Below are 21,783 nucleotides of genomic sequence, written 5' to 3'. Positions count from 1 at the left end.
ACCGCCTCAAACCGGCGTCAGCTTGGCGTATTCGAGCGCCAGCCACTTCATGCCGCTGCCACCGAAATTGACCTGGACGCGGGCATCGGCGCCGCGCCCTTCGGTCGATACGATGACCCCGACTCCGAACTTGGCGTGCTCCACCGTCATGCCGATGCGCAGGCCACCCTGCACCGGTTCGGCATAGCCGCCGCCGAACGAACCGAAAGTCGGCACGGCCGACTCCGCCTTCTTGTTCAGTTTCTTCAGCAGGTTTTCCGGGATTTCCTCGAGGAAGCTCGACGGCACGCAGTAGCGTGTCTGACCATGCAGCATCCGGGTCTGGGCACAGGTCACATACAGGCGTTGGCGGGCGCGAGTGACGGCGACGTACATCAGCCGGCGCTCCTCCTCCAGCCCGTCGCGGCCCTGGTTGACCGAGTTTTCGTGCGGGAACAGCCCCTGTTCAAGACCGGTGATGAAGACGACGTCGAATTCGAGGCCCTTGGCGGCGTGGACCGACATCAGCTGGACCGCTTCCTGGCCCTCGCCGGCCTGGTGCTCGCCGGCCTCCAGCGAGGCCAGGGTGAGGAAGGAAACCAGTGCGCCGCCTTCGCCGATCGCCCCTTCGTCGTCGATGAAGGTGGCGGCGGCGTTGATCAGTTCGTCCAGATTCTCCAGCCGGTCCTGGCCTTCCTTCTCGGTCCGGTAATGCTGGGCCAGGCCACTCTTTTCGATAATGTGCTCGACCATTTCAGGCAGCGGCAGGCCTTCGGTTTCCTGGCGCAGGCTTTCGATCAGCCGGATGAAGGCCCCGACCGTCTGGCCGGCCTTGCCGGTCAGCGAGGCGGCGGCGTTGTACAGGCTGGAATTCATCTGGTGGGCGGTCGCCTGCAGGTTCTCCAGCGAACGCGCGCCGATACCGCGGGTCGGGAAATTTACGACGCGCAGGAAGGCCGTGTCGTCATCCGGATTGCCGAGCAGACGCAAGTAGGCCAGCGCGTGCTTGATTTCCTGGCGTTCGAAGAAGCGCAGGCCGCCATAGACCTTGTACGGCACGTTCTTGGTGAACAACTCGTTTTCCAGCACGCGCGACTGGGCATTGGAGCGGTAGAGCAAGGCGATCTGCGTCGGCGAGACGCCTTCGCGGACCAGCTCGCGGATTTCCTCGACGATGAAGCGCGCCTCGTCGAGGTCGGAATAGCCCTCGAAGGCGCGGATCGGCTCGCCTTCGCCGGCATCGGTCCACAGATTCTTGCCGAGGCGTTCGCGGTTATTCTTGATCAGCGCATTGGCGGCAGCCAGGATGTTGCCGTGCGAGCGGTAGTTCTGTTCCAGCCGGATGATGTTGTTGCCGGCGTAGTCGCGCTCGAAGTCGCGCATGTTGCCGACTTCGGCACCGCGGAAGGCATAGATGCTCTGGTCGTCGTCGCCGACCGCAAAAACCTTGGCGCCGCCGCCGGCGAGCAGTTGCAGCCAGGCGTATTGGAGCTTGTTGGTGTCCTGGAACTCATCGACCAGGATGTAGCGGAAACGCTCCTGGTAATGCCGGCGCAACGGTTCGTTACGTTGCAGCAGTTCGTAACAACGGAGCAGCAGTTCGGCGAAATCGACCACCCCTTCGCGGTTGCACTGGTTTTCATACTCGGCGTAGAAGTCGACGCGTTTCTGCGTGTAGTGGTCGTAGGCCTCGGCCTGCGCGGCGCGGACGCCCTGCTCCTTGTGGGCATTGATGAAATGGCACAACTCGCGCGGCGGATATTTTTCGTCGTCGATATTCAGGTTCTTCAGCAGGCGCTTGACCATTGCCAACTGGTCGGCCGTATCGAGAATCTGAAAAGTCTGCGGCAGGCCGGCCTCGCGGTAATGGGCGCGCAACAGCCGGTTGCACAGGCCGTGGAAAGTGCCGATCCACATGCCGCGCGTATTGATCGGGACCAGCGACGAGAGGCGCGCCGTCATTTCCTTGGCCGCCTTGTTGGTGAAGGTCACAGCCAGGATACCGTGCGGCCCGACCTGGCCGGTCGACATCAGCCAGGCGATGCGCGTCGTCAGCACCCGGGTCTTGCCGCTGCCCGCCCCGGCGAGGATCAGCCCGTGCACAGGCGGCAGGGTGACGGCCTGGAGTTGCGGAGGATTCAGGTTGGCAAGAAGGTCTGACATGGATCAATCCAAACTATTACTAAAGGCGTAGAATGCGCCCAATAATTCAGCGCCGGAAAATTGGTCTTACCAATCTGTTGTAATTGTGCAACGCAGCATATAGCTCACAACAATTCGTTACACACAGCAAAAACGGGGCAAGTATACTTGCCTACATATATATTGCAGTGCACAAAACTTTAAGCCCACAAGGCCGTCATACAAATAAGTGGTCACCACCACGCAGTACAAGGAGTAACAGCATGAATAACATGAACGCACCCAAAATCCTGCCCTGGATTGCCAAGAAAGCCGGCATCAGTGACGAACTGGCGCTCAAGCTGTGGCGTCGCGCCGTTTCCGAGGCCGAATATTTGACCGGCAACTCGGAAGGTGCCGAGTACTGGGGCCTCGCCGTCGAACGTTTCCTCGGCATCGTCGAAGACGAAGTCGGCGACACGCCGGAATATACCCTGACTCCGGCCCCGCGCCTGTCCTGGATGTGGCACCACCAGAGCCGGATGTCGCTGCTCTCGCTAATGGCCGCCCAGAATGCCTACCGTTACTGGCAGAACACCTGGGAAGGCATGTACGGGCAAAAACGCGCCGCCTGAGCGGACGCGCTCCCCGGTTATTCTTACAGATAACCTCGTAAAACCCGGATCGCTCTGATTCGACCGGCCAAGCCGGCAGCAGATGGTTGGTCGTGCAGGGCCAACCCCCATCCGGATCAAGACGAGGAAAACCAGCGGCCACCAGGTCGCTGGTTGGCGTATCGACCAGCGCATTCGACACGGCACCGGCGGTCAACGGCCAAAAATGGCCCAAAACCGCCACGACTCTTCCCGGCATCACCCGCATCGCCTCTCCAATCAGGTTCAACCGGTATAATTCCGCGCTTGACAACGATTTTTCAGCAGAGAGCCATGCAGGACAAATACGCCCCCGCCGACATCGAACGCGCCGCCCAGAGCCACTGGGACAAGACCGGTGCCGCGCGCGCCGTCGAAGACGCCACCAAGCCGAAATACTATTGCCTGTCCATGTTCCCGTACCCGTCGGGCAAGCTGCACATGGGGCATGTCAGAAACTACACCATCGGCGATGTGCTCTCCCGCTTCCACAAGATGCAGGGCTACAACGTGCTGCAGCCAATGGGCTGGGACGCCTTCGGCATGCCGGCCGAGAACGCCGCGCTGCAGAACAACGTGCCGCCGGCCGGGTGGACCTATTCCAACATCGACTACATGCGGACGCAGTTGAAGTCGCTCGGCTTCGCCATCGACTGGGAACGCGAATTCGCGACCTGCACGCCCGAGTACTACCGCTGGGAACAGTGGCTGTTCACCCGCCTCTACGAAAAGGGCCTGGTGTACAAGAAGCTCGGTACCGTGAACTGGGACCCGGTCGATCACACCGTGCTCGCCAACGAGCAGGTCATCGACGGCCGCGGCTGGCGTTCCGGCGCGCTGATCGAGAAGCGCGAGATCCCCATGTACTACATGAAGATCACCGCCTACGCTGAAGAGTTGTTGAGCGAACTGGACAACCTGCCGGGCTGGCCGGAGCAGGTCCGCCTGATGCAGAAAAACTGGATCGGCAAGAGCACCGGCGTCCGCTTCGCCTTCCCGCTGGCCGACAATGCCGATGAAAAGCTGTGGGTATTCACCACCCGCGCCGACACCATCATGGGCGTCACCTTCGTTGCCGTCGCCGCCGAGCACCCGCTGGCTACCCGCGCCGCCGCCAACAACCCGGAACTCGCCGCTTTCATCGAGGAGTGCAAGAAGGGTGGCGTCGCCGAAGCCGACATCGCGACGATGGAAAAGAAGGGGATGCCGACCGGCATCTACGTCACCCACCCGCTGACCGGCGAACAGGTCGAAGTCTGGGTCGGCAACTACGTACTGATGAGCTACGGCGACGGTGCCGTGATGGCCGTGCCGGCACACGACGAACGCGATTTCGCGTTTGCCCTCAAGTACAACTTGCCGATCAAGCAGGTCGTCGCTGTCGAAGGTGAATCCTTCAGCGACCAGGCCTGGGCCGAGTCCTACGCCGACAAGGTCAAGGGCAAGCTGGTCAATTCCGGCAAGTACGACGGCCTCGGCTACGAAGCCGCCGTCGATGCCATTGCCGCCGACCTTGCCGCCAAGCAACTGGGCGACAAGAAAGTGCAGTTCCGCCTGCGCGACTGGGGTATTTCCCGCCAGCGCTACTGGGGCTGCCCGATCCCGATCATCCACTGCGCCTCTTGCGGCGACGTGCCGGTGCCCGACGACCAGTTGCCGGTCGTGCTGCCGGAAAACGTCGAGATCACTGGCGCCGGCTCGCCGCTGGCCAGGATGCCCGAGTTCTACGAGTGCAAGTGCCCGAAGTGCGGCGGCGACGCGAAGCGTGAAACCGACACCATGGACACCTTCTTTGAGTCGTCCTGGTACTTCCTGCGCTACGCCTGCCCGGACAACACCACAGCCATGGTCGACGAACGCGTCGCCTACTGGTGCAAGGGCGGCATCGACCAGTACATCGGCGGCATCGAGCACGCCATCCTCCACCTGCTGTATTCGCGCTTCTTCACCAAGCTGATGCGCGATGTCGGCCTGATCGGCGATCTTGGCGAACCCTTCGCCAACCTGCTGACCCAGGGCATGGTCGTTGCCCCGACTTTCTACCGCGAGCTCGACGGTGGCAAGAAGCAGTGGCTCAACCCGGCCGACGTCGATGTCGTCACCGACGAAAAGGGTCGCCCGACCGGCGCCACGCTGAAGGCCGACGGCCTGCCGGTAGTGATCGGCGGCACCGAGAAAATGTCGAAGTCGAAGAACAACGGCGTCGACCCGCAGGCCCTGATCGACCAGTACGGCGCCGACACCGCCCGCCTGTTCATCATGTTCGCCTCGCCGCCCGACCAGTCCCTGGAATGGTCCGACGCCGGCGTCGAAGGCGCCTACCGCTTCCTGCGTCGCCTGTGGAAGACCACCTACGACCACGTCCAGGCCGGATTGGTCGAAGCCTGCACCGGTAACGACGGCCTGAGCTCCGCCCAGGCCGACCTCCGTCGCAAGCTGCACCAGACGATGGGCAAGGTCGCCGATGACTATGGCCGCCGCAAGCAGTTCAACACGGCGATCGCCGCCGTCATGGAACTGTTGAACGCCTACGACAAGTGCGACCTGAAGGATGCCGCTGGCCGTGCGCTCGCCCAGGAAACCCTGGAAAGCATCGCCCTGCTGCTCTTCCCGATCGTGCCGCACATCGGCCAGGCGCTGTTCGCCGAGCTGAAGCCGGGCCAGGATGCCGGCAACCAGGCCTTCCCGAAAGCCGATCCGGCCGCCTTGAAGCAGGACGAGATCGAACTGATGATCCAGGTGAACGGCAAGCTGCGCGGCGCCATCCGCGTTGCCGCCGCAGCCGACAAGGCAAGCATCGAAGCGGCCGCGCTGGCCAACGCGGATGCCGTCAAGTTCATGGAAGGCAAGGCGCCGAAGAAGGTTGTCGTCGTCCCCGGCCGTCTGGTCAACATCGTCGTTTAAGGAAATTTCGCCATGCGTGTCCCGTTCCGGCTTTTGCTCGCCGTGCTTTTCGCCGCCCTGGTGGCCGGCTGCGGCTTCCAGCTGCGCGGGACGCTCAGCGGCAACCTGCCTTACAAGACGATGTACATCGCGCTGCCGGAAACGGCCGACGTCAATATCTGGCTGCAGCGCTACATCAAGGCCAGCGGCAGCACCGAGATTCTCGACGAGCCGACCGGCGCCGAAGCAATCTTCCAGCAACTGAGCGACAGCCGGCAGAAAACCATTCTCAGCGTCAATGCCCAGGGTCGGGTCCGTGAATATCGCCTGCAACTGAATTACCGCTTCCAGGTCACCAACCCGAAGGGGCAGGTGCTGGTGCCGCCGAATGAGGTCAGCCTGAGCCGCGACATCACCTTCGACGATTCCAACGTGCTGGCCAAGGATCTGGAAGAAGGCCTGCTCTGGCGCGACATGAACAACGACCTGGTCAACCAGATCATGCGCCGGCTGAGCCTGACCAAGCCGAAAAACCCCAATCAGCAAGAAGACGACTGATGCTGCTCAAGGGCGAACAGCTGGCGGCGCATCTCGAACGCGAGCTGCGCCCGCTTTACGTGCTCTACGGCGACGAGCCGCTGCTGGTCATCGAAGCGGCCGACGCCATCCGCGCCAAGGCGCGGCAACAGGGCTACAGCGAGCGCGAAGTACTGACCGTGTTGCCGCAATTCGACTGGGGCGGCTTGCTCGCCGCCGGCGGCAATATGTCCCTGTTCGGCGATAAAAAACTGATCGACCTGCGCATTCCGACCGGCAAGCCGGGCAAGGAAGGCAGTGCCGCGTTGCAGCAGTGGTGCCAGAACCTCTCCCCCGACAACCTGCTGCTGATCACGCTGCCCGAACTCGACTGGCGCGAGGAAAAGGCCGCCTGGTTCACCGCGCTGGTCAATGCCGGCGTCGCCATCAAGCTGATGGCCCCGCCACTGGCCGAACTGCCAGGCTGGATCGCCGGCCGCCTGCGCCGCCAGCAGCAGAGCGCCGATCTGGACAGCCTGAAATTCGTCGCTGAACGCGTCGAAGGCAACCTGCTCGCCGCCCACCAGGAAATCCAGAAGCTCGGCCTGCTCTACCCGGCCGGCCAACTGAGCGCAGCACAGATTCGCGATGCCGTGCTCAACGTCGCCCGTTACGACATCGACGGTCTGCGCGAAGCCCTGCTCGCCGGCGACATCGCCCGCCTGACGCGGACGCTGGACGGCCTGATGCAGGAAGGCGAAGCCCCGCCGCTGGTGCTGTGGGCAATGAGCGAGGAAGTGCGGGCACTGACCGTCATTCGCGCCGGCATGGATGCCGGCCGGCCGCTCGACCAGTTGCTCAAGGATGCCAAGGTCTGGGGACCGCGGGCGACGCCGGTGAAAAAGGCCCTGCAGCGACTGTCTACCGCAGCCCTCGAAGCGGCGTTGCAACATGCCGGCAAGATCGACCGCCTGGTCAAGGGCATCGGCCAGGGTAATGTCTGGGAAGAGTTCCTGCGTCTCGGCCTGCGTCTCTGCATGACCAATCAAAAATAGAAGGGCACGGCGCCCGCGCCGCGCAAAAACAACCCGGGGGGGAGTGATGAAAAACGTTTGCCGCAGCCTGCTGGCGCTCAGCCTGAGCGCCACGCCCTTCGCTGCCGTCGCAGCCGACAGCGTCGCCGCCCTGCTTCCCCTGTCGCTCGAAGAACTGATCGCCACCCCGGTCGTCACCGCCTCCCGCCGCCAGCAGGGGCGCGAGCAGACGCCGGCCCACATCATGGTGATCACCCGCGAACAGATGCGCGACCGGCGCTACAAGAGCCTGGCCGATCTGTTGGAGGATTTGCCCGGCGTCGATTTCCAGCGCGGCACCCGGTCCACGCAGTACAACAACTTCGTCTTCCAGGGCCATGTCAGCAACAACAAGCTACTCATCCTGCTCGACGGCGTCCGCATCGACCACCCGGCTGGCGGCAAGATTCCGATTGCCGAGAACTTCTCGCTCTATTTCGCCAAGCAGGTCGAAGTGCTCTACGGCCCGGCCGCCGCGCTCTACGGCGCCGACGCTTTTGCCGGCGTCATCAACATCATCACCGAAAAGGCCAGCGATACGCCGGGTGGGAAGGTCTCGGCCGGGGTCGGCAGCTACGGTTCGCTGGAAGGTAATTTCCTGGTCGGCGGCAAGCTCGGCGAAACCATTGCCTTGACCGTCGGCGCCCACTATCAGGAAAGCGACCGCGCCCCGCTCGACAAGTACTACCCCGACACCTACCGCAAGGTCGCGGCCGGCGGCGTGCCGGCCGCCCAGCGCGAGGATTACGTCGGCAACATCAGCAGCCAGAGCCAATACTTCCGGCTCGACGCCGGCGACGCACTGACCGTCGGCTTCTACCGCAACAATTTCCGCAGCCTGAGCAGCACCGGCGACCGGCCAAACAGCGTCTTCTATCTGAGTGATGCGTTCTGGGACACGACGATCGAGACCTGGCAAGGCAAATACCGCTTCGATCTGACGCCAACCCTGAAAGGCGAACTGATCCTCGACCATTCGACCTACGAGGTCGATCCTCGCTCCCGTTACATCAACTCGGTCACCAACTTCCAGAACCACGGCTACGACTATTCCTACGCCCGCCGGCGCGGCATCGAGCAAAATTTCAACTGGCAGGCCAGCGACGACCATGTGATCCAGGCCGGCCTCGGCTACAAGGATTACTACGCCATCGAGACCCCCGACCTGCCCCACCCCTACGACACATCGAAAGGGGCTCAGGGCCAGGGCATGGTCTATCCAAACACCAACCTGCCCCTGCAGGTCTTCGACAGCCGCTACGATAGCTGGTCGGCCTACATGCAATGGCAGGCACAATGGACGCCAAGCCTATCGACGATGCTCGGCGCCCGCGAGGACTGGTTCTCGACCTATGGCTCCAGCCTCAATCCGCGGCTCGGCGTGGTCTGGCAGCCGGCGGCCGGCAACTACCTGAAGCTGCTCTACGGCGAGGCCTTCCGCGCCCCGTCGCCGGAAGAAAGTTACAGCGCCTTCGGCAGTTTCAACGCCAGCGGCAAGCCGAGCGGCCTGTTCCGCGCCCCCAATTCGAGCCTGGAACCCGAAAAGTCGAAAACCCTGTCGCTGACCTGGGACTGGCGACCGACCAACAAATTCAACCTGATCACCAATGCCTACCTGACCAAGGTCGAGCACATCATCATCACCCGGGCCGATCCGGTGCCGGTACAGTACATTCCGGGCGCCACACTGACCCAGACCGAGTCGAAACAGAACAGCGGCCGTGATCAATACCACGGCATCGACTTCATCCCGCAATGGCAGGTCCATCTGGGTGGGCCGTGGAATGCCGATTTCTGGGGCAGCTACAGCTACGTCAAGGGCTGGATTCGCGAAACCGACAACGGCCCCGAACTGCAGCAAGTCAATATCGCTGCCCACAAGCTCAAGTTCGGCGTCACGCTGCGCTACCAGGACTGGCTGACCATTACGCCGCGCCTGCAATGGATCGACGAAACGACGACCGGCGCCATCAATCGCACCCAGAACGACCGGGTCAAGCTGACTGAGCCTTACACCGTGGCCAGCCTGCACATCGGCGCCCACAAGCTGGCCGGCGAGCACCTGTCGCTCTATTTCGATATCTACAACCTGTTCGACGAGCGCTACTACGCGGCCAACACCTCGTCCTCGAGCTCGGTGCTGCAGGCCGTGCCACAGCAGCCCCGAACGTTCATGGGCACGCTCGAATACCGCTTCTGAGCCGGCCGCGTGCACACTTTTTCCACCCTCCGTCGCCGACTGGCACTCGCCCTGGCCTGCTGGCTCGGCCTGAGCCTGCCGCTGACTCCGCAGGCCCATGCCCAGGCGATTTCGGAATACGGCATGAAGGCGGTGCTCTTCTACCGGCTGTCGCAGTTCGTCTACTGGCCGAGCGACGAGAAAACACCGACCCCGCTGATCCTCTGCATCGTCGGCAAGAACCCGTTCGGGGCCAGCATCGCACAACTGAACCAGGGGGTCAGCGGCATTGACGTGCGCATCGCGCCGAGCGATCCGAATGCCTGCCACCTGCTCTTCATCAGCCGCTCGGAAAGCGGCAACCTGGAGAGCTGGCTGAGCCGCACCGAAGGCCGGCGTATCGTCACCGTCTCCGACATCGCCGGCTTCGCCCGCGCTGGCGGCATGATCGAACTGCCGCTCGAAGGCGAGCGGGTCGGCATCGTGATCAATCGCAAGACGGCGCAGAAGAAGGGCTTCGAATTCAATGCCCAGCTTTTGCGCCTGGCCCGGGTCATCGAACCATGAAGCGCCTGAGCAAACACCTGCGCCACCTGTTGCTGCCCGACCCGAGCATCCGCAACAAGCTGATCCTGCTCTCCGTCTCTTTCCTGCTTGTCACCGTACTGCTCGTCTTCCTGCTCGTGTACCACCAGCAGAAGCAGTTGCTGCAGACCCAGCTCGCCGAGTCGATGAGCGCCCAGGCCCGGCTGCTCGCTACCAACACCCAGGCGGCCATCGCCTTTCTCGACCGCCGCGAAGCCGACCGCCTGCTCTCCTCGCTGTCCGTCAATCCGGCCGTCGATGTCGGCTATGCGGTGCTGACCGACGGCAGCGTGCTGGCCAAATTCGAGCGCGACGCCGATCTTGGCCTGACCATCCCGCCCGGCAACGAGAGCACACGGTTTCTCGACGATCATCTGGTCATCCGCCAGCCCATCCACCTCACCGACCAGGCCCAGGCGGCCGGCCGGATCGAACTGCTGGTCTCGCTCGACCAATACCACCAGAGCATGCGCCAGACGATCGGCGAGACGCTGCTCCTCCTTTTCGTCGCGCTCAGCATCCTGACCTTGCTCACCCGAATGATCGTCGACCGCCTGACCGCGCCGCTGGAAAAGCTGGACGGCCTGGTCAAACGGATTTCCTCCAGCGCCCGCTTCGACGAACGGGTCAGCATCAACCGGGCCGATGAAATCGGCCGTCTCGGCCAGGGCTTCAACCAGATGCTCGACACGCTGCAGACGCGGGACCAGGAACTCGACACCTACCGGGTGTCGCTCGAGCAAATGGTCGATGAGCGGACCGCCGCGCTGCAGGAAGCGATCGCCGAAGTACGGCAGGCCAACCGCGGCAAGTCCGATTTTCTCGCCCGCATGAGCCACGAAGTGCGGACGCCGATGAATGCGATTACCGGCCTCTGCCGGATGGTGCTCGAAACACCGCTCGCCCCGCAACAACGCGAACATCTGGAACAGGTCCTGCAGTCCTCCGACGCCCTGCTCGGCATCATCAACGACATTCTCGACTACTCGAAGATCGAGGCCGGCGGCCTGCGCCTGGAAAGCATGCCCTTCGACATCGAACAGGTCTTTCAGTCGGTCGGCAGCCTGTTCGCCGCGCAGGCCCAGGCCCAGGGCCTGAAACTGAGCTTCGTCGGGGCCGGCGAAGTGCCCCGCCCGCTACTCGGCGACGCGCTGCGCCTCGGCCAGATTCTGATCAACCTGGTCGGCAATGCCGTCAAGTTCACCAGCCGAGGCAGCGTCGAAGTCAGCGTCCAGGTCGCCAAACGGCTGCCCGAGCACGGCATCAGCCTGGCCTTTGCGGTGCGCGACACCGGTATCGGCATCCCGGCCGACCAGCACGAGCATCTGTTCGCCCCTTTCACCCAGGCCGACAGCAGCATCACCCGGCGCTTCGGCGGCACCGGCCTCGGCCTGACCATCTGCCACCAACTGGTCGAACTGATGGGCGGCCATATTTCGCTGGAAAGTACGCCCGGCCAGGGCAGCACCTTCCGCTTCACGATCAGCCTCAAGCTAGCCGACGACAGCAGCAAAACGACCATGCCGGCGGTCAACGGCAAAAAAACGGCAAATTTGCCGCGCTGGGCCGGCGAACGCATCCTCCTTGTCGAAGACATCGCGATCAACCGGACCATCGCCATCGCCCTGCTGCAACGGGTCGGTCTCAACGTCGGCGTCGCCAGCAACGGCCAGGAAGCCCTCGACCTGCTGGCCAGGGAGACGTTCAGCCTGGTCCTGATGGATATCCAGATGCCGGTGATGGACGGCCTGACCGCGACCCGGCTGATTCGCGCCAACCCTCACCTGCAGGCGCTGCCGGTGATCGCGATGACCGCCCACGCGACGAGCGAGGACCAGGAACAGACGCGCCAGGCCGGCATGAACGAACACCTGGTCAAGCCGATCGTGCCGCAACTGCTCTACGCGGCGCTCAGCCGCTGGCTGCCGCCCTGCGCCGGCGAGGAGGCCGCAGCGACCGAGAGCGAACGACCAGCCGGGAAACTGCCCGACCTCGTCTTGCCGGGCATCGACCAGAACCATGGCCTGGCCTTGCACATGCACCGCCCCGACCTCTACCTCCGTTCGCTGCACGCTTTCCGCCAGGACTTTTCCGATATCGGCCAGCGCATCCGCGAACAGCTGGACACCGCGAACACGCTGGAAGCCCGTCGCCTGGCCCACTCGCTGAAGTCGGTAGCCGGCTCGCTCGGCGCCGGCGCGCTGAGCGAAGCGGCCCGCGCCGTAGAGCAGGCACTGGCCGGCGAACAGCCGACCAGCCAAATGACACCCCTGGTCGACCGCCTGAACGATGAGGCAGCCAGCATCAGGGATGGACTTGCCGCGCTGCCTCCGCTAAGCTCCAACCCCAACTGCATAAACAAAGCCAAGCGCGACGATCTGGCGTCGATCATCGGGCAACTTGAGCAGAACCTGCGCGATGCCGACGCCGAGAGCGAAGCCCAGCTAGACCGGCTGAAGGCCGCGCTGGCCGAGGCGGCGCCCTTGCATCATGAACTGGAAAGAACGCTCGCCAGACTTGGCGAGTTGATTGACGATGTCGAATATGAAGCCGCTCTGGAAAAACTGCATGAAATGCAACGCATCCTGAAAGCCGACAAAGCATGAACCAACGGCAAACCGTGCTCGTGGTCGATGACGAAAAGCAGAACCGGACCCTGCTCGCCGAACTGCTCAAGGACGACTGCCGCGTTGCCCTGGCCGGCAACGGCAATCAGGCGCTGGACCGGGCGCACGAATTGCAGCCGGACCTGATCCTGCTCGACGTGATGATGCCGGACATGAACGGCTACCAGGTCATCCAGGCCCTGAAGAACGACGACACGACACGGCAGATTCCGGTCATCTTCATCTCGGCGCTCGATTCGCCGGCCGACGAGGAGCGCGGCCTCGACCTTGGTGCGGTCGACTACATCACCAAGCCGTTTCATCCGTCGATCGTCCGCAAGCGGGTACGCAACCATCTGCAATCGGTACACCACCGGCATCTGCTGGAAAACCTGGCAATGATCGACAGTCTGACCGAGATCGCCAATCGGCGGCGCTACGACGAGGCACTGGAACACGAATGGCGGCGCGGCGCCCGCAACGGCAGCCCGCTTTCACTGGCCATCATCGACGTCGATCACTTCAAGGCTTACAACGACCGCCTCGGCCATGCCGAGGGCGACCATGTACTGCGCCGGATCGCCCGCGCCCTGAGCGCCTTCGTGCGCCGCCCCGGCGACCTGGTCGCCCGTTACGGCGGCGAGGAGTTCGTCCTGCTCCTTCCCGAGACCGATGCCCACGCGGCGGCCGAAATCGGCGAGGAAATCCGCGCCAGCATCGAAAACCTGCACCTGGCTCATCCAAATTCGCCGGTCAGCAACTACATTACGATCAGCTTGGGCGGCACGACACTGATTCCGAACGGCGGCCAGGTCGCGCCGCTATTCTTCCAGATTGCCGACGATGCGCTCTACGCGGCCAAGGCAGACGGCCGAAACCGTGCCTTCTGGCGGCAGCGCACCGACTGAAACTTGGCTAAAACGGGGGAGTGAATCAGCCGGCCGCTTTGTCTGCGGCCTGATCAGGCTCCAGATCTTCCCAGATGCAGGAGCGCTCCTGGCGAACATCCTGTAAGGCGTGTTTCTGCTCTTCCTGCACCAGGCATTCGCCATGGCACTCGCCGGAAACCACCACCACTTTTACGTCAGCATCTACCTGGCGTTCGCCGTCCCAGTAGCTGCACGTTGCACAGACCTTGACCTCGGTCGGCAAAATCAATTTTTCGGCCATCTTATCCTCGATGGAAAGCCCTGTTGTCGTTGCGGATAAGAGTTTACCCGGTTCTGGAAGTTCCCCCTAAATTTGCTGGCTATAATGTTCCTTTGCCCAGCATCCGGAACATCATGGACATCAAGGAATACATGCAGACCGTCGGCCGCCAGGCGCGGGCCGCCTCTCGCCGGCTGGCCGGAGCGACGACTGCCGAGAAGAACGCCGCCCTGCGCCACATCGCCGCCGCCATTCGCCGCGAAAAGGCTGCGCTGCTCGCCGCCAATGCCGAAGACCTCGCCGCCGCCCGCGCGGCCGGCCTGGAAACCGCCATGTTGGACCGCCTGACGCTGTCCGACAAAGGCGTCGACAACATGGCCGAAGGCGTCGAACAGGTCGCCACGCTGGCCGATCCGATCGGCGAGATGAGCGACATCAAGTACCGCCCGTCCGGCATCCAGGTCGGCAAGATGCGCGTCCCGCTCGGCGTCATCGGCATTATTTACGAAGCTCGTCCGAACGTTACCGCCGACGCCGCGGCGCTCTGCCTAAAATCCGGCAATGCAGCCATCCTGCGCGGCGGCTCGGAAGCCATCCGCTCCAACCGCGCCATCGCCGCGCTGGTCCAGGAAGGCCTGCAGGCCGCCGGACTGCCCGCCGAATCGGTGCAGGTCATCGACACCACCGATCGCGCCGCGGTCGGCGAACTGATCACCATGCGCGAATTCGTCGACGTCATCGTGCCGCGTGGCGGCAAGGGCCTGATCGCCCGCCTGCTGGCCGAATCGCGCGTGCCGATGATCCAGCATCTGGACGGCAACTGCCACGTCTATCTCGAAGAAGAAGCCGACCCGGCCAAGGCGCTGAAGATCGTCGAAAATTCGAAGACCCAGCGCTACGGCACCTGCAATACCGCCGAATCGCTGCTCGTCGACCGCAGCGTCGCCGGCCTGCTGTTGCCGCCGATCGCCGCCATGCTGACCGGCAAGGGCGTCGAAATCCGCGGCTGTGCCGAGACGCAGGCCATCGTGCCGAACGCCGTCGCCGCCACGGAAGAGGATTACTACACCGAATACTTGGCGCCGATCATTTCGGTCAAAGTGGTGGGTGGCCTCGACGAGGCGATCGCCCACATCAACCAGTATTCCTCGCACCACACCGAGTCCATCGTCACCGACAACCACCCGAAGGCGATGCGCTTCCTGCGCGAAGTCGATTCGGCGTCGGTCATGATCAATGCCTCGACGCGCTTCGCCGATGGTTTTGAGTATGGCCTGGGCGCCGAAATCGGCATCTCGACCGACAAGATCCACGCCCGCGGACCGGTCGGCCTGGAAGGGCTGACCAGCCAGAAGTGGGTGGTTCTCGGCGACGGGCACGTGCGCGGATAATTTTCGTCATTCCCGCGAAGGCGGGAATCCAGCGACTTTCCTGGGTTCCCGCCTTCGCGGGAACGACAAATACACTGGAGTAGACCCATGGCCAAGGCCACTTTCAACTGGGAAGACCCACTCCTGCTCGACAGCCAGTTGGCGGCCGACGAGCGCCAGGTACGCAACGCCGCCCGCAGCTTCGCGCAGAAGGCGCTACAGCCGCGCATCCGCGACGCCTTCCGGCACGAGTTGGTAGACACGGCGATCTTCCGCGAGATGGGTGACATGGGCCTGCTCGGCTGCACCCTGCCGCCGCAATACGGCGGCGCCGGCCTGAACTACGTCTCCTACGGCCTGGTCGCCCGCGAAATCGAACGCGTCGATTCGGCCTACCGGACCATGCTCAGCGTCCAGTCCTCGCTGGTCATGCTGCCGATCTTCACGTTCGGCTCAGAGGAACAGAAAGAGAAATACCTGCCGAAGCTGGGCAAGGGCGAGCTGATCGGCTGTTTCGGGCTGACCGAACCGAACTCCGGTTCCGACCCCGGCAGCCTGGCCACCCGTGCCCGTGCCGTGCCCGGCGGCTGGAAGCTGTCGGGCAGCAAGAACTGGATTTCCAACGCGCCGATCGCCGATGTTTTCATCGTTTGGGCCAAGGACGATGAAGACGCCATCCGCGGCTTCATCCTCGACAAGGGCATGGCCGGGCTGTCGGCGCCGGTCATCCACGGCAAGGTCGGGCTGCGCGCCTCGATCACCGGCGAGATCGTCATGGACGAAGTCTTCGTGCCGACCGAGAACCTGCTGCCCAAGGTCAGCGGCCTGAAAGGCCCGTTCACCTGCCTGAACTCGGCCCGCTACGGCATTTCTTGGGGAGCGCTGGGCGCCGCCGAGTTCTGCTGGCACACGGCCCGCCAATACACCCTGGACCGCCAGCAGTTTGATCGCCCGCTGGCCGCCAACCAGCTGGTGCAAAAGAAGCTGGCCGACATGCAGACCGAAATCACGCTTGGCATCCAGGGCGTGCTGCGCCTCGGCCGGATGATGGACGACGGCAGCGCGACGCCGGAGATCGTCTCGATGATGAAGCGCAACAGTTGCGGCAAAGCCCTCGACATCGCCCGCCTCGCCCGCGACATGCTGGGCGGCAACGGCATTTCGGACGAGTTCGGCGTCATCCGTCATCTGGTCAATCTGGAAGTGGTCAATACCTACGAGGGCACGCACGACGTTCATGCGCTGATTCTCGGCCGCGCCCAGACCGGGCTGTCCGCTTTCTGATTTTTGCCCGTTTTCGGGCGTCGACCGCAGGAATGCCTTGGGAGGGGCACATGAGCGAAGCAATTTACCAGGCCATCGTCGCCGCCCCCGGCTTCGCACTCGGCATCGAATGCAGCGACGACGAAATCACCACCATCGAATTCCTCGAACCCCAGCCGGCACTGCCGCCGCGTACCGCGCTGGCCGCCGAGGCGGTGCGCCAGCTCGAAGCCTATCTGGCCGACCCGGCCTTTGTCTTCGGCCTGCCGCTACGCCCGGCCGGCACCCACTTCCAGCGCCGCGTCTGGGCGCAGATCAGTGCCATTCCGCTCGGCCGGACGCTGACCTACGGCGAGGTCGCCAAAAACCTGAACAACGCCCCGCGCGCCGTCGGCCAAGCCTGCGGTGCTAACCCCTACCCGCTGGTTGTCCCCTGCCACCGAGTGATTGCCGCCGGCGGCGGGCTGGGCGGTTTCAACCGGCACGGCGGCGGCTTCCTGCTCGATGTCAAACGCTGGCTGCTGCGCCATGAAAACAGCGAGTTCGCCCCCACGCGCGGCTGATCTCGCCGAGATCGACAACTTCTGCGATGCGCTGTGGCTGGAAGACGGACTGGCCAAGGCGACGCTCGACAGCTACCGCTCCGACCTCGGCCGGCTGGCCGGCTGGCTGGCCGAACACGGCCACGAACCGCTGCTCGACCTGCGCGAAACGACCCTCGCCGCCTTCATCGCCCATCTGTCGCGCCTGACCCGCGCCACCTCGCAGGCACGCTACCTGTCGACGCTGCGCCGCTTTTACCGCTGGCAACTCGGCCGCGGCCGTATCTTCGTCGACCCAACGCTGAAGCTGGCTAATCCGAGCCGCCCGTCGCGGCTGCCGAAAGTGATGTCGGAAAAGCAGGTCGACGGCCTGCTCAACGCCCCCGACCTCGAGACGCCACTCGGCCTGCGCGACCGCGCCATGCTCGAAACGCTCTACGCCAGCGGCCTGCGCGTCTCCGAACTGGTCAATCTGCAACTGCATGAAATCGGCTTCAACGAAGGTGTCGTCCGTGTTCTCGGCAAGGGCAGCAAGGAACGCCTGGTTCCGCTCGGCGAGCAGGCCATCGACTGGCTGGGCCGTTATCTGCAGGAAGCCCGGCCGGAGATTCTCAAGGGCCAGCTCAGCGAGGCGCTGTTCGTTACCGCGCGCGGCGGCGCGATGACCCGCCAGGCTTTCTGGCAGTTGATCAAGCGTTATGCGGCGCGGGCCGGCATCGCGCCCGACAAGCTGTCGCCACACGTACTGCGCCACGCTTTTGCGACGCACCTGCTCAACCACGGCGCCGACCTGCGCGTCGTCCAGTTGCTGCTCGGCCATGCCGACATCTCGACCACCCAGATTTACACCCATGTCGCGCGCGAACGGCTGAAGAGCCTGCACGCCACCCACCACCCGCGCGGCTAGCCAGCCGTGCCCCAGCCTTCAGCGAAAGACCGGAGACTCGCCATGCCCAGGATGCGCCTAGCTTTATCGACCATCTTCCTCACCGCCCTGCTCTTCTCGGGACCCTCGCAGGCCGGCGAACTGGAAGACATCCGCGTCCTGCTCGGCCAGATGCAAAAGACGCTGCAGCAACAACAAGCCCGCATCGAACAACTGGAAAAACAGGCCGCCACGCGCAGCGCCCCGGAAAGCGCCGCTCCGACCGCAGCCAGCACTCCGCTGCCCGCTGCCCGCCCGAACGCCGCCCCCCGGATCGTCATGGCTTCGACCGCCGGCAGCAGCCCAAACAGCATTCCTTCATCGACCCAACCAAACGCCACCGAGCCGAGCCAGCCCGACATGCCGTTCGCCACCTTCTATGGTCGCCTCGACATCTTCGGCGAAGCGAACTGGGGCGGCTCGACCGGCAACCGGCTGGCCATCGAATCCGGCGGCATGACCGGCAGCCGGGTCGGCCTCAAGGGCGGCAAGGCGCTCAGCCCCGAGACCAACTTCATCTACCAGCTGGAAACCGGTTTCTTCGCCAACGACGGCAAGCTGGGCCAGACCGACAGCACGCATACCCGCATCTTCGGGCGCCAGCTCTACGTCGGCCTCGAAGGCCGCCTCGGCAAGCTGACCGTCGGCCGCCAATACTCGCCCTTCTTCCTTGAAATGATGGTGTACGACGCCTTCGACAACGGCTACGGCTCGCCGACCAACGACGGCAACGTCAAGCCGGGGCCAACCCGCTACGACAATTCCATCGTCTACAGCAGCCCGCGCTATCACGGCCTGGCCAGCAGCACCTTCGCTTCGCTCGGCGGCGAGAACGGCGGCGTCGAACAAAGCACCCTCGGCCTCACCCTCGATTACGCCAAGGGCCCGCTCGGCCTCGGCCTCGCTTACCAATACGACAACCACAATACCTATACCGACCGCAGCAGCCGGCATGCCTTCGCCGGCGCCAGCTACCAGATCGGCAGCGTCCGCCTGATGGGCGGCCTGGCCGGCGTCGATACCCGTTACGACAGCGGGATCGACAGCGAGTGGCGGAGCTGGTTCTTCGGCTCGCGGATCGACGTCACTGCCACCGGCCAGTTGCGCCTGAACTACGGCGAAGGGCACACCCCGGGCGCCACCATCAAGGACCGCGGCCGCGTCTTCTCGGCCGCCTGGATGGAAAGCATCAACCAGCAGTTCAAGGCCTATCTTGTCTGGTCGCGCCACCTCAACGAAGAAGGCGTCGCCTTCGCGCCTTCCGGCACCGCCGCCAACGGCTACTACACGGTCAATCCCGGCGACACGGCGAACGGCTTGGCGGCCGGCGTCCAGTATTATTTCTGAGCCGGGCACGCGGTAAAATCAGGCGCCGACCACCCACCGACAGCCACGCATGAGCAAGCACGAACACGCCCCCGAGACGCAGGCCACCAAGTTCCTCAAGGCACAGAAAATCGCCTTCTCCAGCCACCTCTACGCCTATGAGGAACATGGCGGGACCAAGGTCTCTGCCCGCGAACTGAATGTTGACGAGCACGCCGTGGTCAAGACGCTGATCTTCGAGGACGAGAACGCCAAGCCGCTGGTCGTGTTGATGCATGGCGACTGCAAGGTGTCGACCAAGGAACTGGCCCGCCAGATCGGCTGCAAGAAGGTCGAGCCATGCAAGCCGGAAGTCGCCAACCGCCACACCGGCTACCTGGTCGGCGGCACCAGCCCGTTCGGTACCAAGAAGGCGATGCCGATCTATCTCGAAAAAAGCATCCTCGACTTGCCGCTGATCTACATCAACGGCGGCCGGCGCGGCTATCTGGTCGGTGTCCATCCACACGACATCCTGCGTGCACTGAATCCGAAGCCGGTCGAGGCGGCGCTGAAGGGATGATTGCCATTACAAATCGACAGTATTTAATCAATCGATTGGAGCTATAGCAGAACGCTCCGTAAAGTGGCACTCATCAAAGAAGGAGCGCCACCATGAGCCAACTCGTCATCCGGCATTACACCCGGCCCACCGCCCGCCGCCACTTGTGGACCGGCCTGGCGATGGCCGTCGTTGCCCTCGCCTTTGCCGCCGAACAGTCCATGCACTGGCTGGCCGCCCACCCGATGGCGGCGCGCGGCCTTGAAGCCAGCTTGCTGGCCGGCCTCGCCACCGGCCTCGGGGCAATTCCGGTACTTTTCATGCGTCGACCGCAGGAACGCCTGATGGCGCCGATGCTCGGCCTCGCCGGCGGCATGATGCTCGCCGCCAGCCTCTTCTCGCTGCTCGTTCCGGCCGTGCAGAACGTCGCCGCCAGCGGTGCTCCGTGGCCGCTCGGCATCGTCACTGCCGCCGCCTTGATGGCCGGCGTCGGGCTGATGCAGCAGATGGATAGTCGGACGGCGCACGCCCATGTCGAATCGATCGAAGCCGGCCAGGCGATGCCGCAGGTCGGCCTGGTGATCGCCGCCATCGCCTTGCACAACGTGCCGGAAGGCCTTGCCGTCGGCATCTCGGCCGCCGCCGGCGCCGACCACGGCATGACGCTCGGCATCGCGATCCAGAATATTCCTGAAGGCTGGATCGTCGCCAGCGCGATGATCGCCCTCGGCGCCGCGCCGTTGCGCGCCGCCTTGATCGCCCTGGCGACCGGTCTGGTCGAACCGGTCGGCGGCTTGTTCGGGGTCATCGCCAGCAGCCTGGCTGGCAGCGCCTTGCCGCTCGCCCTCGCTGCCGCCGCCGGCGCCATGCTCTGGGCAGTCAGCCACGAGTTGATCCCGGCCTCGCACCAACCCGGTCGCGAGGCCGCCGGCACGGCCGGCCTGGCCACCGGTTTTGCGGTGATGACGGTGCTCGCCACCGCTTTCTGAAGCACCAAAGCAAAAGCCCCCGGTCGACGCCGACCGGGGGCTTTTTCCTGATTGATGCTTAAACCGAGCGCTCGATGATGACGCCGACCCGCTTGACGCCGGGCATCATGCCCAGCTTGGCGACTGACACCCGCACCCATTGGGCGGCGAAGTTTTCCAGCAGCCAGGTGGCGATATGCTCGGTCAGCTTTTCCAGCAGGTTGAAATGGCTGCCCGACAGATCGGCGCGCAAACGCTCGACGACCACCGCGTAGTCCACGGTGTCGCGGATGTCATCGCTGGCGCCGGCCGATGCGGTCGACACTCCGATATGCAGAGAGATCTCGACCGTCTGCGACATGGCTTTCTCGCGCGGATAGATGCCTATCCACGTTTCGGCGCGCAGTTCTTCGATGAAAATGATGTCCATAGGGCGGTCGACCGCAGTGAGGGGTGTAAAATTCGCCGCGATTGTACCTCAGCGACCCAAGCAACCCATGCAAACCGCCCTCGCCATCCCCCTGGCCCTGATCGCCGCCTACCTGCTCGGCTCCGTTCCCTTCGCAATGATCTCCTCGAAAGTCTTCGGCCTGGCTGATCCGCGCACTTACGGCTCGGGCAACCCGGGGGCGACCAACGTGCTGCGCAGCGGCAACAAGAAGGCGGCCCTGTTCACGCTGCTCGGCGATGCGCTGAAGGGCTGGCTCGCCGTCTTTCTGGCCCAGCAGGCCGGCTTCAGCGACCTCGCCGTCGGCCTCGTCGCGCTCGCCGTCTTCGCCGGCCACCTGTTTCCGGTCTTCCTCAAATTCAAGGGCGGCAAGGGCGTCGCCACCGCCGCCGGCGTGCTGCTCGCGCTCGATCCGCTGCTCGGCCTGGCCGTGCTTGGCACCTGGATCTTCGTCGCCTTCGCCTTCCGCTATTCCTCGCTCGCCGCCGTCCTCGCCGCTACCCTCGCCCCGGTCTTCCAGGTCATGATGCACGGTGCCAATGGCCAGACGCTGGTCGTCGGCGTGCTCTCCCTCGCCCTGATCGGCAAGCACTGGCAGAACCTGCAGCGCCTGATGGCCGGTCAGGAATCGAAAATCGGCAGCAAGAAGAAATAAG

At 64.0% G+C, this 21,783-nt stretch carries 19 protein-coding genes; 16 read left to right on the top strand and 3 right to left on the bottom strand.

Annotated elements, in window-relative coordinates:
• Positions 1–6: 6 nt before the first annotated feature.
• Complete coding sequence (locus GH663_RS12705; RefSeq protein ID WP_153132116.1) at positions 7–2,142, bottom strand: UvrD-helicase domain-containing protein; 2,136 nt, start codon at positions 2,140–2,142, stop codon at positions 7–9.
• A 242-nt stretch (positions 2,143–2,384) separates the two neighbouring features.
• On the opposite strand from GH663_RS12705, the gene GH663_RS12700 reads away from it, so the two are divergent.
• From GH663_RS12700 to GH663_RS12665, 8 genes are all read left to right on the top strand, one after another.
• Positions 2,385–2,735 carry a hypothetical protein gene (locus GH663_RS12700; RefSeq protein ID WP_153132115.1) on the top strand — a complete coding sequence of 117 codons (351 nt, stop codon included), beginning with the start codon at positions 2,385–2,387 and terminating at the stop codon, positions 2,733–2,735.
• Between the two features lie 312 nt (positions 2,736–3,047).
• Positions 3,048–5,657, top strand: coding sequence for a leucine--tRNA ligase (gene leuS / locus GH663_RS12695; protein ID WP_153132114.1), 2,610 nt, complete (start codon positions 3,048–3,050; stop codon positions 5,655–5,657).
• Positions 5,658–5,669: 12 nt separating this feature from the next.
• Positions 5,670–6,194, top strand: a complete 525-nt coding sequence (locus GH663_RS12690) for an LPS-assembly lipoprotein LptE (RefSeq protein ID WP_153132113.1) — start codon at positions 5,670–5,672, stop codon at positions 6,192–6,194.
• Entirely contained in the window at positions 6,194–7,207 is a 1,014-nt protein-coding gene (holA, locus tag GH663_RS12685; protein WP_153132112.1) for a DNA polymerase III subunit delta, read from the top strand. The genes GH663_RS12690 and holA overlap by 1 nt, the downstream gene beginning before the upstream one ends.
• A gap of 46 nt (positions 7,208–7,253) precedes the next feature.
• Entirely contained in the window at positions 7,254–9,425 is a 2,172-nt protein-coding gene (locus tag GH663_RS12680) for a TonB-dependent receptor plug domain-containing protein (protein ID WP_153132111.1), read from the top strand.
• A gap of 9 nt (positions 9,426–9,434) precedes the next feature.
• Positions 9,435–9,971, top strand: a complete 537-nt coding sequence (locus tag GH663_RS12675; RefSeq protein WP_153132110.1) for a YfiR family protein — start codon at positions 9,435–9,437, stop codon at positions 9,969–9,971.
• Positions 9,968–12,595, top strand: a complete 2,628-nt coding sequence (locus GH663_RS12670) for an ATP-binding protein (protein WP_153132109.1) — start codon at positions 9,968–9,970, stop codon at positions 12,593–12,595. Before GH663_RS12675 ends, GH663_RS12670 begins: the two co-directional genes overlap by 4 nt.
• Positions 12,592–13,503 (top strand): diguanylate cyclase domain-containing protein, encoded by a 912-nt coding sequence (locus GH663_RS12665; RefSeq protein ID WP_153132108.1) that lies wholly within the window; start codon positions 12,592–12,594, stop codon positions 13,501–13,503. Before GH663_RS12670 ends, GH663_RS12665 begins: the two co-directional genes overlap by 4 nt.
• A 25-nt stretch (positions 13,504–13,528) precedes the next feature.
• Here GH663_RS12665 and GH663_RS12660 read toward each other — a convergent pair whose 3' ends face one another.
• Positions 13,529–13,765: a hypothetical protein gene (locus GH663_RS12660; protein WP_066881035.1), complete on the bottom strand. Its 237-nt coding sequence runs from the start codon at positions 13,763–13,765 to the stop codon at positions 13,529–13,531.
• A 113-nt stretch (positions 13,766–13,878) separates the two neighbouring features.
• Between GH663_RS12660 and GH663_RS12655 the strand changes: the two genes are divergently transcribed.
• The 7 genes from GH663_RS12655 (at position 13,879) to GH663_RS12625 (ending at position 20,700) form a co-directional block, all read left to right on the top strand.
• A complete protein-coding gene (locus GH663_RS12655; RefSeq protein ID WP_153132107.1) occupies positions 13,879–15,135 on the top strand; it encodes a glutamate-5-semialdehyde dehydrogenase in 1,257 nt (418 codons plus the stop codon).
• 87 nt (positions 15,136–15,222) lie between these two features.
• Positions 15,223–16,398 carry an acyl-CoA dehydrogenase gene (locus GH663_RS12650; RefSeq protein WP_153132106.1) on the top strand — a complete coding sequence of 392 codons (1,176 nt, stop codon included), beginning with the start codon at positions 15,223–15,225 and terminating at the stop codon, positions 16,396–16,398.
• 50 nt (positions 16,399–16,448) lie between these two features.
• Positions 16,449–16,940, top strand: a complete 492-nt coding sequence (locus tag GH663_RS12645; RefSeq protein WP_246181584.1) for a methylated-DNA--[protein]-cysteine S-methyltransferase — start codon at positions 16,449–16,451, stop codon at positions 16,938–16,940.
• The gene (xerD, locus tag GH663_RS12640; RefSeq protein WP_153132104.1) at positions 16,906–17,826 is read left to right on the top strand and encodes a site-specific tyrosine recombinase XerD; all 921 of its coding nucleotides are present in this window, start codon (positions 16,906–16,908) and stop codon (positions 17,824–17,826) included. Before GH663_RS12645 ends, xerD begins: the two co-directional genes overlap by 35 nt.
• A gap of 42 nt (positions 17,827–17,868) precedes the next feature.
• Positions 17,869–19,191 (top strand): porin, encoded by a 1,323-nt coding sequence (locus tag GH663_RS12635; RefSeq protein WP_153132103.1) that lies wholly within the window; start codon positions 17,869–17,871, stop codon positions 19,189–19,191.
• 49 nt (positions 19,192–19,240) lie between these two features.
• Positions 19,241–19,732 (top strand): Cys-tRNA(Pro) deacylase, encoded by a 492-nt coding sequence (gene ybaK, locus GH663_RS12630; protein WP_153132102.1) that lies wholly within the window; start codon positions 19,241–19,243, stop codon positions 19,730–19,732.
• Between the two features lie 92 nt (positions 19,733–19,824).
• Entirely contained in the window at positions 19,825–20,700 is an 876-nt protein-coding gene (locus tag GH663_RS12625; RefSeq protein WP_153132101.1) for a ZIP family metal transporter, read from the top strand.
• 58 nt (positions 20,701–20,758) lie between these two features.
• Here GH663_RS12625 and GH663_RS12620 read toward each other — a convergent pair whose 3' ends face one another.
• Positions 20,759–21,109 (bottom strand): dihydroneopterin aldolase, encoded by a 351-nt coding sequence (locus GH663_RS12620; protein WP_066881018.1) that lies wholly within the window; start codon positions 21,107–21,109, stop codon positions 20,759–20,761.
• A gap of 67 nt (positions 21,110–21,176) precedes the next feature.
• Between GH663_RS12620 and plsY the strand changes: the two genes are divergently transcribed.
• Positions 21,177–21,782 carry a glycerol-3-phosphate 1-O-acyltransferase PlsY gene (gene plsY, locus GH663_RS12615; RefSeq protein ID WP_153132100.1) on the top strand — a complete coding sequence of 202 codons (606 nt, stop codon included), beginning with the start codon at positions 21,177–21,179 and terminating at the stop codon, positions 21,780–21,782.
• Position 21,783 lies beyond the last annotated feature (1 nt).

The sequence above is a fragment of the Dechloromonas hortensis genome (assembly GCF_009469765.1).
Taxonomy (GTDB): Bacteria; Pseudomonadota; Gammaproteobacteria; order Burkholderiales; family Rhodocyclaceae; genus Azonexus; species Azonexus hortensis.
This window is presented reverse-complemented; position numbering and strand designations above follow the sequence as displayed.

Coding starts and splice junctions, on each gene's coding strand:
- GH663_RS12680 (WP_153132111.1), top strand. CDS start 7,254: ATGAAAAACGTTTGCCGCAGCCTGCTGGCGCTCAGCCTGAGCGCCACG.
- xerD (WP_153132104.1), top strand. CDS start 16,906: ATGAAAACAGCGAGTTCGCCCCCACGCGCGGCTGATCTCGCCGAGATC.
- GH663_RS12635 (WP_153132103.1), top strand. CDS start 17,869: ATGCCCAGGATGCGCCTAGCTTTATCGACCATCTTCCTCACCGCCCTG.
- GH663_RS12650 (WP_153132106.1), top strand. CDS start 15,223: ATGGCCAAGGCCACTTTCAACTGGGAAGACCCACTCCTGCTCGACAGC.
- GH663_RS12660 (WP_066881035.1), bottom strand. CDS start 13,765: ATGGCCGAAAAATTGATTTTGCCGACCGAGGTCAAGGTCTGTGCAACG.
- GH663_RS12655 (WP_153132107.1), top strand. CDS start 13,879: ATGGACATCAAGGAATACATGCAGACCGTCGGCCGCCAGGCGCGGGCC.
- leuS (WP_153132114.1), top strand. CDS start 3,048: ATGCAGGACAAATACGCCCCCGCCGACATCGAACGCGCCGCCCAGAGC.
- GH663_RS12705 (WP_153132116.1), bottom strand. CDS start 2,142: ATGTCAGACCTTCTTGCCAACCTGAATCCTCCGCAACTCCAGGCCGTC.
- GH663_RS12645 (WP_246181584.1), top strand. CDS start 16,449: ATGAGCGAAGCAATTTACCAGGCCATCGTCGCCGCCCCCGGCTTCGCA.
- holA (WP_153132112.1), top strand. CDS start 6,194: ATGCTGCTCAAGGGCGAACAGCTGGCGGCGCATCTCGAACGCGAGCTG.
- GH663_RS12625 (WP_153132101.1), top strand. CDS start 19,825: ATGAGCCAACTCGTCATCCGGCATTACACCCGGCCCACCGCCCGCCGC.
- GH663_RS12670 (WP_153132109.1), top strand. CDS start 9,968: ATGAAGCGCCTGAGCAAACACCTGCGCCACCTGTTGCTGCCCGACCCG.
- GH663_RS12690 (WP_153132113.1), top strand. CDS start 5,670: ATGCGTGTCCCGTTCCGGCTTTTGCTCGCCGTGCTTTTCGCCGCCCTG.
- ybaK (WP_153132102.1), top strand. CDS start 19,241: ATGAGCAAGCACGAACACGCCCCCGAGACGCAGGCCACCAAGTTCCTC.
- GH663_RS12620 (WP_066881018.1), bottom strand. CDS start 21,109: ATGGACATCATTTTCATCGAAGAACTGCGCGCCGAAACGTGGATAGGC.
- plsY (WP_153132100.1), top strand. CDS start 21,177: ATGCAAACCGCCCTCGCCATCCCCCTGGCCCTGATCGCCGCCTACCTG.
- GH663_RS12700 (WP_153132115.1), top strand. CDS start 2,385: ATGAATAACATGAACGCACCCAAAATCCTGCCCTGGATTGCCAAGAAA.
- GH663_RS12665 (WP_153132108.1), top strand. CDS start 12,592: ATGAACCAACGGCAAACCGTGCTCGTGGTCGATGACGAAAAGCAGAAC.